General features: G+C 60.3%; 7 protein-coding genes. 4 read left to right on the top strand and 3 right to left on the bottom strand.

All coding sequences use genetic code 11. The features are described 5' to 3' along the window. Positions 1 to 196 precede the first annotated feature (196 nt). The 3 genes from RMO15_RS21565 (at position 197) to RMO15_RS21555 (ending at position 3,723) form a co-directional block, all read left to right on the top strand. A complete protein-coding gene (locus tag RMO15_RS21565; RefSeq protein ID WP_309716982.1) occupies positions 197 to 565 on the top strand; it encodes an endonuclease domain-containing protein in 369 nt (122 codons plus the stop codon). Positions 566 to 681: 116 nt separating this feature from the next. Beyond that, positions 682 to 2,967 carry a hypothetical protein gene (locus RMO15_RS21560; protein ID WP_309716978.1) on the top strand — a complete coding sequence of 762 codons (2,286 nt, stop codon included), beginning with the start codon at positions 682 to 684 and terminating at the stop codon, positions 2,965 to 2,967. A 411-nt stretch (positions 2,968 to 3,378) separates the two neighbouring features. Then, positions 3,379 to 3,723, top strand: a complete 345-nt coding sequence (locus RMO15_RS21555) for a hypothetical protein (RefSeq protein ID WP_309716976.1) — start codon at positions 3,379 to 3,381, stop codon at positions 3,721 to 3,723. Here the strand turns inward: RMO15_RS21555 and RMO15_RS21550 are convergent. Further along, the gene (locus tag RMO15_RS21550) at positions 3,704 to 6,238 is read right to left on the bottom strand and encodes a CHAT domain-containing protein (protein ID WP_309716973.1); all 2,535 of its coding nucleotides are present in this window, start codon (positions 6,236 to 6,238) and stop codon (positions 3,704 to 3,706) included. The genes RMO15_RS21555 and RMO15_RS21550 overlap by 20 nt on opposite strands. Beyond that, positions 6,235 to 8,556 (bottom strand): NB-ARC domain-containing protein, encoded by a 2,322-nt coding sequence (locus tag RMO15_RS21545; RefSeq protein ID WP_309716970.1) that lies wholly within the window; start codon positions 8,554 to 8,556, stop codon positions 6,235 to 6,237. The genes RMO15_RS21550 and RMO15_RS21545 overlap by 4 nt, the downstream gene beginning before the upstream one ends. 66 nt (positions 8,557 to 8,622) lie before the next feature. Between RMO15_RS21545 and RMO15_RS21540 the strand changes: the two genes are divergently transcribed. Then, positions 8,623 to 9,723 carry a hypothetical protein gene (locus RMO15_RS21540; protein WP_309716968.1) on the top strand — a complete coding sequence of 367 codons (1,101 nt, stop codon included), beginning with the start codon at positions 8,623 to 8,625 and terminating at the stop codon, positions 9,721 to 9,723. A gap of 53 nt (positions 9,724 to 9,776) precedes the next feature. Here the strand turns inward: RMO15_RS21540 and RMO15_RS21535 are convergent, their stop codons facing one another. Continuing rightward, positions 9,777 to 11,111 (bottom strand): DUF1552 domain-containing protein, encoded by a 1,335-nt coding sequence (locus tag RMO15_RS21535; protein WP_309716965.1) that lies wholly within the window; start codon positions 11,109 to 11,111, stop codon positions 9,777 to 9,779. Positions 11,112 to 11,206: the final 95 nt, after the last annotated feature.

Raw genomic sequence — 11,206 nt, 5'->3', positions numbered from 1 at the left:
CCAAGCTCAACAACGGCAACCTACGCGGCTCGTCGCTCATGTTCGGCTGGCGATTCTAACCTCACCCGTCTCGGACCCACCCGTCTTCGTTCGTTCCTCACTTCGCCACCCTCCCTCAGGGCAGGGAGGGTTGGGGGATGGGGAAAATAGTTTTTGATTTTTATCAGAATAGGCACTTCTCAACCGTTCTACAGGCATGAGAAGAGAAAACTATCTACAAGTTCGTAACTATGCCCGCCAGATGCGTCGGGAAATGACCTGGGCGGAGCGTCGTGTCTGGGAAGTGATTCGGCAGCGGCGCTGTGGTGGGTATCGTTTCTTAAGGCAGCGGGTCGTGGGACGATTTATTCTTGATTTCTACTGTGCTGAGAAGCGCTTCGCCCTAGAGATTGACGGTCAGATCCATCTCCGCCCCGACATCGCACAATATGACCAGAACCGAGAAATGCATCTTCGATCCGAGGACAATCTGAGCTTCTTGCGTCTTACCAACGCAGAGGTCATGCGCCTCTCCGACCAGGAGCTCAGCCAGCGTATTCTCGAAGCGCTCCAAACCATCTCTTGAACCCTCTCTGCCCTGAGGGAGGGTGGCGAAGTGAGGAACGAAGACGGGTGGGTTCAAGACGGGTGGGTACCGCATTTCTAGCAGGAAATTTAGAGCGGGGTGACGAACGGTGTGCCATGGTTCCTGTCCTTCCCGCTCTCGTCTTTTTCGCGCAGGCTGCCCCCCAGAACAATCCGAGCGCCGCGCCCCGCTACTTCACTAACGCTGAGAACGTCCGGCGCATCGCAGCAGGCAAGCGCTTTGTTGCCTTTGCGACGTCGGGAGGCGTTCGGGTTTTCGAACGTGAGACCCAGAAATGGCGTGTCTACACCCAAAACGACGGCCTCCCGACCCACAATATCCACGATGTCGTCTTCGATAAAGCCAAGCCCGATACGCTCTGGATTCTCTGCGGCGCATGGGGCGACTGGGCAAATGAGCAGCCCGAGCCGGACTTGCGGATTGTCACGCTGGACTTGGCAAGCGGAAAAGTGGAGTCCGTCGCGCCTGCCATCGCAGCCCCACGCACGGCGCGCATGGGCTACCATTACTTTCTGGACTACCGCCTGAGCCTTGCGGACGGCTGGGCATTCGTCTTTACGGACAAAGGTGCGGCGCCGGCCTGGGATCGAGCGGCAAAAAAATGGACACGAGAGGTCAGTGTCGAGGCCACGCCGCCCAGAGCAAGTGTCTACCCCGGCCACGCCTCCCGCCTTGAGCTCGTCGGCAGCTCGGGCAGCACCTTGGCTTTCTTTGTCCAGACAAAACTAAAGTACCTAAACCAGTCCGTGGCGGTGCAGGGAGCGAATGGCCAGCCTCCCGTCATGACAACAAAGATGATTCCTATGGGCGATGAGCTCCCACCGCATATTCTTCTCTATGACCGTCAGACCGGACGAAGCACACGCCATCCCATCGGCCCAGATTTAATGGGACAGTCCCGTGTCACACCGAGCAGCGACGGAAAAACAACAACAGCGATCAATGGTTCCCGTCCTAAGCGACTCATTCCCGACACACGCCCCGGAGCTTTTCTGATTGAGTCTCTCGGATATGAAGTAACTTACATCTCTGGTCAAAAACCAATATTAGGAAATTTCCAGAAAGTCACGCACCGTGTCGCGCCCAATTTGAAAGAGCCTGTGGCCATTGGCTCTGAGAAAATAACCGAGCAACAAGCGCGTGTGATCGAGCAATACGCTCGTGTCCCCCTGCTCTACTTCACCGATTTTCTGGTGGACGGCAACACGCTCTGGGTGACAGGCTACAACGATCCTGAACGGAATCGAACGGCAGGTATCGCTCGGCTAGATTTAGCGATGGGCAAGTGGGACGATTTAAAAATCAGCCCAACGGGGATACCTGCCAATTTTCTCCAAGTTAGCCTCGCAGGAAGCGCACTGTCGGTCAGTGGAACAGGCTATACCCCGCCTACCTTCTACGATCCTGTGCTGGGAGAATTCAGCCAAAAGCTCGCGCGAGAAGCTCGCTTTGACCAGTTTTCCTTCGGACAGTTCCCCGATCCCCGCGCCAAACCTGCCAATGAGCGTGAGGCATTTTTCTGGCCACAACTACAAGTTCTGGGACGGTCGGAGACGCAGGCGATTGTTCTAGGCACCGCCGAGGCGACGCAGCGATTCACCCGTGAAGCCAATGGGAGCCTGAAGTACACAGAAGTCAAGCTCGATACACTCTTCTTTTATGAAATCGCCTCGAAAAAACTGACAAAGCTGGAGCTGCGGGGGCTGGAAGGCTTAGTGCCAAAGTCAGCAGGCTTTGGAGAGAATGCACTGTTCTTTCTCACCGAGGAAAAAGTGCCCGGTCAGCGGCGCGGCGCTCCGGTGGTGATTCGCTGGGACACGAGAACCGGAGCCGTGATGCGCTATCCGGAGTCACTCTTTCGAGCAGTGAGCGTGGCGGCGCAACGGGCCGCGGGCGGGCGGCAGCAAGCCGATCTGAAGAAGCGCCAGACGAAGCGCAACGAGCTGCTCAATCGCTTCCCTCAGCTTCCCCTTGAGCAGCTTCGCCCCGTGACGCAGTATCTCTACCCGATTGATGGCAGCTTCCTCAAGGCCGCGGGCACGACCTGGCTGAAGCTGGATCAGCATCTCTTTCGTTACGATGCTCCGCGCGACACCTGGCGGGCCGAAGGGCTTGCCGACTCCGTCAGCCCCGAGGGTGAGACGGCACTCTGGAAGCAGACCGGCCCGGAAAGCTGGCGATTTGAGGGCTTCGAGGCGCAGCGTTTGCGTGGTGAAGTCTCCCGCTGGAGCGCGGCGACGGGCTGGCAGAAGCTGAATTTAGGGGAGAGTGCGCGGCAGGCAGGAAACAGCGTCCTCTACCACGACGGTGCCCTCTGGCTCACAGGTGTCGGGGCACTGCGGCTCCCCCAAAGCGCTTGGACATTCCAGAAGCAGCCGTAACGCCAGAGAGCCTCTATGCAGCTTCAGCGCCATCGTAACACGCAAACTCGACTGTGGAAACAGTTGCAGGAGCCTGCTCACCGTGACACACTCGATAGCATTGTTGAAAACTACGGCGCAGAGAATCTCTTGCCCGTTCTGTTGCAACTACTCAGAAAAGAGAAAAGCGCCGGGTGGCGCTCGGGATTTGGGTGTTTATCCTACCTGATAGTGTACTTACTTTGTTGTACTTTCTATCATTTTTGGTATATATTAGTTCTTATCAACATTGCAATGGTACTCTTCTCACCGATTCTCATCATTATTTTATCGAACATCCAAAAAGAGAAAACACCTCGACGACTGAATCTTCTCAAACTTCTTCGCTACACCGTTTGTGAGCTGACGAATAGTGCGAGCGTACCACAGGTGATGTCTGCCATCCGTAGTGTTGACACCTCCGAAGACCCGGCCCTAAAGCGAGAGCTGAGGCAGGAGCTAAAGCGGCTACTGCTGCGTCTGCCCGCCGAGCAGGCGCGGAGACTGACGCGGATTGAGCGGCTCTATCTTCGTGCCTGGCTCTGGGAGGCGATGAAGTGGGATCAGGCGGGCGATGCGGAGTTCTGTATGGCGACGCTGCTGGCACTGGGAGATGCAAAAGATCGGTCGGTGGTGCCGCATGCCTGGCTCTGTGCTCGCTGGCACCGCACGCCACGGGTGCAAGAGGCCGCCCGTGCATGCCTCGACGAGCTTCTGGCTAGAGGCCACTCCCAATAAGAAGAAACGCAGCCCAGTAGTAGGGGTGCGAACGGTCAGGGGCTTTGCGGACGGACTGAGCGGCATGACGCAGGGCATCGGGCTTGCTCTGGCCGCGCTTGAGGGCGGTGTAGAAGGCCGTCATCCAGACCACCGTGGCCTCATCCTGGATGCTCCACTGGCTCAGTATCAGATTGCGGGCACCTGCCGCCGTCAGTGCCCAGCTCAGGCCGCGCACCCCCTCGCCCGTGAGGGTCTCGCCCCGCGCCGTGTTGCAGGCAGAGAGAGTCGCCAGCTCCACTCCCGAGAGATCAAGCCCTAGCAGCTCACGTGCCGTGAGAAAGCCGTCTTCGCGCGTGGGATCATCGGGGTCGGAGAGCACTAGGCAAGACAGATACGGCGCGGCGTCATTGAGGAAAGCATGGGTCGCGATATGGAGCCAGCGACAGCGCACGGCCTCCGTCTTGACCTGGCTTTCCTGTGCTTTCTTCCCCTCTAACACCAGCGCTTTGGGAAAGAGACGCGCCAGGGTCTGGACTTCCTGCGCCGTACCGGGAAGCTCTACAGGCAGAAAAGCACTGCGCTCGGGGGCGATAATGGGACGCTCCGGCGCGATAATCGGGCGCTCGGGCGCAATGATGGGTCTCTCGGGCGCGATAATCGGACGGTTCCAGCCCGCCAGGTTCGGCGCGGCAACGGCCAGCAGCGGAATCGGGCGCGGCGGCAGGGGCGGGAGCGTGCGCTGGGTGTGCCAGAGTGCAGCGGAGAAGGCGTAGCTCAGAGGTACCTGCTCCAGCAGCACCGCGAAGGGCACCTCCCAGAGAACTCCATCCGGGCAGAGAGTGACTTTGTCTGCGCCCTTTAGCCACGGCTCCAGTGGGGCAAGCAGGGCCTCACGAACGGCTTTGGCGGCTTCTTGCCAGGGGCGCTCCGGGTTGCTACAGGCATGGCGCAAGCGCGTGATCCGAAGCTGAAGCTCGGTCAGTCCAATCTCCAGTTTTACGAGCTGGAAGCGCTCACGGCGAATCGCCAGAACGTACACTTTTTCCTCACCCTGCACGGCCCAGGCAAAGTCCAAGAGCAGCTCCTGGGGGCCAAGCCGTGCCTGCACCTGAGCGAGTGTCGGCTCTGACGCAACGTGACGAAGCGCAGTCTGTGGCGAGCGGGCGTGGAGCGTGTCGTAGAAGCGGGCAAGGGCGCTCTCCGCAGCTCGCAGCTCGGCCTGGAGCGTGGTAAAGCGCTTCTTGCCCCCAATGTCATTGGCGATCCCTTCACGAACCAGAGCGGCATTGAGCTGCTCACAGCGCACTCGCAGTGCTTTTTCTTCGGGGCTAGAGGGCGTTTCTTGAGGAGCTCTCCCCATCGCAAGCTGCTCTCGGAGCACACGTGCCTTGAGCTTCTGCACCAGTGGAAACGACTCGGGGCTCTTTTGGGGAAGCAGGCTCAACAAGCGCTCGTAGGGCGCTCGGTTTCCCTGACGGAACGCTTGATCGGCGGCATCGAGCCCCGCGTAGGTGCGCCGGTGCTGCTCCAGAGTGGCAATTGCCGCACGACAGGCGGCGGCGGCCTCGGGGCGCTTCCCGAGCTTTTGGAATGCCTCCGCATGACGCGCCTGAAGGTACGGAAGCTCACTGCGCCAGCCCTGAGCAACGCAGAGCACAATCGTCTCCGTGCAGATCGCCGCTACCTCGGGCCAGTTGCTCTCGTAGCCCGCAAAATCGAGGCGTTTCTGGAGGGCTCCCCGCTCGTCCCGAGGGCTTTGCAGCTCCTGCGCCTTTGCCTGGTAGGTCTGCAAGAGGGCACGCGCCTTTGGCTTCTCGCCGTAGAAATACTCAAACGACGCATACGCCCCCAGCGCCGCGAAGCGCTCTTGCCAGAGCAGGTGCAGATCACAGAGCATAAGTTGCTGTACAAAGCACTGCCGCGCCTCGTCGGGACGCTTTAGCAGCCCGAAGAGAGTTGCCCGAAGCCCCAGCATCTGCGCCTGATCCCGAAACGAAGCGGTGGGGAGGGCTCTTGCCAGCAGCTCCACAGCCTCGGTGTAGGTAGCGGGATCGCCCCAGGCCACGAGGAGATTCGCCTCACCCCGCAGGTTTTTCTCTTGCTGGAGCCGCTGACGATCCTGGTTGAGAAAGAGACGTGCTCGCGCTGTGTCTCCCTTGCCCAGATAGGCACGCATCAGCCGATCCGCCGCGAAATTTCCGGCGGTTTCATAGACCGCAATGGCCTGCTCGCGCAAGTGCAGCTCCGTATAGAGATCCCCCAGAGCCACGGAGATGGAGGCATCACCAGGTTGGAGAGTGTGGGCTTCGTAGAGACTGGCAAAAGCCGCGACGGGCTGAAAGTTGGCCTGACTGTCTCGGGAGATCTCGATCAGGGCGGCGACGGCTTCAGCGAGATTGCCACGCTTGCGCCCGCCTTCGACACGCCGACGGTTAAGAGCGATGGCTTGATCATAGTTCAAGACAGCGCGTGCCTCGCCCGCTTGCCGCCGTAGTAAGTCGAGTGCCTCGGGAGTGGGAAGGGTCTGTCTCATCCAAGCTGCTCCCTGAGCTGCGCGGTGTAGTCTGCCAGAGGGCTTCCCAGCTCTCGGAAGCGGCGCTCCGCTTCCGAGTAGAGAGTACGGGCTCGCTCCGTATCGCTTTGTTGTTGCGCCACTTCGCCCAAGTTGCTCAGCGCCCGTGCTACCCCGAGCGGGTTTCCCAGTGCCTCTTCAAGCTCCTGCGACTGACTATAGGCCGCCTGGGCGGCACGCCAGTCTTCCCGAAGAAACGCCAGATTGCCGAGGTTGTTGAGCGCGGAGCTAATCGCATGCTGGTCGCCGGTCTCTTGCAGGGTCGCAATCGCCTCTCGCAGTGCCTCTTCCGCGGCAACACGATCCTGAGTGGGATCCAGAAACGCCAGGTAGCCCAGGTTGTTCTGCATGCGTGCGGTCGCGGCTCGCTCGCCCACGGCGGTGTAGAGTGCCCTCGCTCTCTCAAAGTGCCGACGAGCCAAGGCGAAGTCTTTCTCCTGCTCCGCTGCCTGGCCCAGCAGGTTCAGTGCCTCGGCCTCCGCACTCGGATGCGTAGCCTGGGACAGCGCTTTCTGGGCATAAAAACGGGCTTGCTCAGGCTTTGCCAAGTCCAGCGAGAGCCCCGCCTGCTCACACAAGAGCTCCAAGTTGCCCGGCGCACAGGTGAGGGCTTGTTCTAGCGGCGCGACGGCCGCGGTTGCGTAGCCACGGCGACGTAGATACCGTCCCAGCCCCAGCCCCAGGCAAGCCGTGACTTCCGGGCTTAGTGGTCGTGCGAGTGCCACCTCCAGGTTCGCCTGCTCTAGGGCCAGCGCCTCCAGTGCTACCCCCTCGCCATGGGTGCGCAGTGCCTTTAGCTGTGCACGAGCGAGAGCACAGAAAAAAGCCGCATGGCGAGCCTCAAGGAGAGGATCGGTGGCTTCAGCAAGAGCGGACGCGAAGGCTCTCAGAGGCTCCAGAAAGCGATAGCGGCCCTCGCTAAACCCCACCAGAGAGCGCCCCACCAGCCGGGCCATGAGCGGCGCGACTTGTTTTTCCTCCAGAGCAGAATCTCCACAGACGGCCTCGGCGGCGGCGAGACTCCAGCCTCCCGAGAAAACCGCCAGCCGGGCAAAGAGAAGCCGCTCTGAGTCAGTGAGCAGCTCCACGCCCCACTGAATCGCCGCTTCCAAGGTGCGGTGACGGGGCGGGGCGGAGAGGTCTTCCCCCAGCAAGGAGAGAAAGCTCCCTTCCAGCCGCTGTGCCAGCTCGATAGCGGGAAGAGCCGCGATCTGCGTGGCGGCCAGCTCGATGGCGAGAGGAATCCCATCCAGGCGGCGGCAGATCGCAGCGATGGCAGCATGCTCACTCTCCGTGGGCTGCCACCCGGGCACCGCGTCCCGAGCGCGCTCCAGAAACAGGGCTTCCGCCGCGTCAAGCGTGAGTGAGGGAACACGCCAGAGCGCTTCGCCAGGGATGCAGAGGGGCTCTCGACTTGTCACAAGAAGCCGTACCTCTCGGGTTTGCGTAAGAAGCGTTCGTACAAGGAGGGCGGCTTCGGAAAGAACTTGTTCACAGTTATCAATAACCAATAATAAATTTTTATGCTGGAGCCAGTGTAGTGCAACTTCCTGACCACCGCTCGCCCCGAAGCGTAGCCCTAGCGCTTGAGCCAGTGTGTCTCCCAGGCGTGCGCCCGGCTGGAGAGCGCTGAGATCCACAAAGACCGCTCCGTTGCGAAAGTGATTGGCACTCTCCAGGCCAAGCTCTTGTGCCAGCCGGGTCTTGCCGACACCACCCGCACCCGTGAGGGTCACGAGGCGACTCTGGTGCAGAAGTGCGAGCACACGCTTGAGATCGTCCTCGCGGCCACGGAGCGGCGTGAGGGGCAGAGGCAGACTATCGTGGCGCTCCAGATCCAGCGTCGGTGTTCGGGTTTCGAGCGCGGCTTGTAGAGCTTGCTCAGAGCGCGTTCGCTCGGTCAGTACCCACTCGTCGCTCCAGCCCGCCAGAAACGGCCCGGAGTGAAGTGCGCTGGCGGCACGGGTATCTTGGCGGCGCAGAGCCGCCTCGAAGTCCTGGAGATCGGAGTGGCAGCTCAGGCGCAGGCGGCTCCCCTCGACGGTCAAGCACTCCCCCAGCGTCTCTCGCAGCTCTAAAAGTGTCCGACGCAGGTAAAAGCGCCCCCGGCTCTCCTCGGCATCGGGCCAGAGGGTCTCGGCCAGCCACGCCCGCTCGACCTCACGCGGGGCACGCAGCGCCAGCAGTGCCAGCAGGCGGCTCGCCAGACGCCCACAGACCACAGGTGTCTCCCCAAGCCGAGCCTCCCATCCACCGAAAAATTTTAGCTGAAGCGCCATTCCGTGCTATTTTACGCCGATTTTGTAACGTCTGGTGTAACGAAGAGACGAGAGAATGGGCATATCATGAAAACTATCACCCTTTCTCTCATCGTCTTAATGTCACTGCCGACACTCACACTGGCGCAGACAGTCAAGCCAAAGCCTAGGCCCACCGCTCCCACCACGGCACCGCAAGCAGGTGGCCCGGTTGTCTTAGGCACGAAACAGCTTCCGGGGGATTTTGGCAAGCTGGGCACGACCTACACTTTGGGTAAAGAATCACCGCTCAATGTCACCCTCACGGGTGCCGAGTACACTACGGATCACTGGGTCTATGAGTCCGCTTTCTCGGGAGTTCTGCACGGCCAGCCCAAAGCAGAGGAGAAAACACTCCTGCTCAAGCTGACGGTGCAGAACCCGACCCAGCAGCCGCTCTCACTCAACCCCGGCGACCTCAAGCTCACGGCAGTGACTCCCGACAGCACCAGCAGTGAGAAATTCGTCCTGATCAACCCCAAGACCACAAAGGAGTGCCTGAACCTGCCGCTCAAGCCCGGCCAGAAGCTCGATGTGATTGCCCTGGTGATGGTTCCTGCCAAAGAGCCGATCCACAAGCTAATTGTTCAGCGCGAGGACGGCACGCCGGTGATCCGCTACGATCTGACAGGCAAGATCACCGCACTTCCGACCTGGGCAGGTACGGGAGCCGAGTCCAAGGACACGATTGCTGGGATCCGCGACTGCGTGATGCCGGTGGCCTGGTTTGAGCTTGGCCTGCGCGGGCTGGAGTGGAGTGAAGCAAAGATAGACGGCGACGAAGAGCCCGGTGAGGGCAATCACTTTCTCGTCGCGCACCTGAGCTTCCAAGCGCTGGCCGATAAAGTGGGGCTGAACTTTGGGACATTTGATATGACGCTCACCACCGAGGATGGCCAGAAGATTGCCAAAGAGACGACAGGCGGCACGGGTGGCTTCTTGTTGGAGACGCGGCTGATGCCTTTCATCGGGGAGCTGGACAAGGGGCAAAAACAGGATATCCGTGTCTTCTTCCGTGTTCCCAAAGATGCCAAAGCAAAGACCATCACGATCTCGGATCGCGAGACAGGCCGCAGTATCGTTTTCTCCACCAGCCAGGACTGGTTCGAGATCCGCGACTGTGTCCGCACCATTCGGCAGCTACGCTAGACAACAGAGAGAGCCACTCACGGGTGAGTGGCTCTGGATTTTAGCTCCCTGGTTTAGATTCCGGCGAGGCGTGTGGTGGCATCGCCGAAGCGATCCAGCTTGACTCCCATGTTGTCCATGAGCGAGAGATAGAGGCTACAGACCTTGCGGTTCTCCTCGCCCTTGTCGCGGAAGTTGAGCACGCGGCCTGTCTTGAGGGTGCCGCCCATACCACCGACCGTGAGGATGGGGAGGTGGGAGTTGTCGTGGACGGAGCCAGAGTACATGTTTGAGAGCCAGAGAATACAGGTGTTGTCCAGAACGGTTCCCTGACCCTCAGGCATGGCATCGAGCTTGCCCGCGAGATAGGCGAGCTGCGTGATGTAGTGCCGCGTGATGCGCTCGTAGCCCTCGGAGTTGTCGCTATGCGAGGCGATATGGTGGCCATCGTTGACATTGAGGAACGGATAGAACAGCCCCGAGAGGTCGCGGCACATCAGCATCGAGGCGATCCGGGTCTTATCGGTCTGAATGGCGAGGGCGACAATATCGCACATCAGGCGCATGTGATCGCGGAGATCCTCGGGAAGGCCATCATCGGGGCGCTTCATGGCAACGAGCGGCTTGCCCTTGCCACGGGCATTGTCGGCGGCCTTGCTCAGCTCACCGCGCATCTTCTGAGCGCGCTTCTCCACTTCCCGTACACTGTTTAAGTACTCATCCAGCTTGGAGCGGTCTTCACGGCTGATCTTGCGGCGCAGGCTCGCGGCTTCGTCACTGACCCGGTCCAGCACACTCTCCATGCGCTGGTTGCCATTGTTGTCAAAGAGACTATCAAAGGCCAGCGACGGATAGACTTCACTGGGGACGGGTGAGTCCGCATCCTGCCACGAGATAAACGAGCTGTAGGCCATCGAGAAGTTCGACTCGTGGTAGCCCGTGAGGGGCTTCTCACACGAGAGCACCAGACTTGGCTGAGCTGTCTCTTGCCCTAGGCGCTGCGCGAGAACCTGATCCATGCTAACGCCGCCGTGGAGCACCGCACCACGGCTGAGAGAGGCTCCCGAGAGGATACCGCCGGTCATGCCAGGGTGAATCCCGACGCCGGTCGAGGGCTTGTTAAAAAGCCCGCTGATCACATTGAGCTTGGTCTTGAACGGCTCCAGAGGCGCCAGGCTCTTTGCCAGCTCCATCTGAGCGCCCTCGCCCTTGGCTCCCCAGTTGTTGGGACTAATTCCCGTTCCCATGAACTGCACCACAAAGCGCTTCGGGGGAGTGACCGGGTCTTTTTGTGTGCTCCGGAGCGGGGCTCCCCAGACGGGAAGCGACTCTAGGAGTGGTAAGGACATCGCCACACCGGCTCCCCGGAGCAGGATACGTCGAGACAGTTTCTGTTCTTGGTTGGACATCGTGACTAACTTTCCTTTGTTGTCGTTATTGTCGCCACGGAGACGCGGCGTGTGCGGAACTGTGGGCTGGTGACAATGGTGGAGACCATTGTCAC

Origin of the sequence: Armatimonas sp. (assembly GCF_031410135.1) — a bacterium.
In the GTDB taxonomy this organism is placed as follows: domain Bacteria; phylum Armatimonadota; class Armatimonadia; order Armatimonadales; family Armatimonadaceae; genus Armatimonas.
This window is presented reverse-complemented; position numbering and strand designations above follow the sequence as displayed.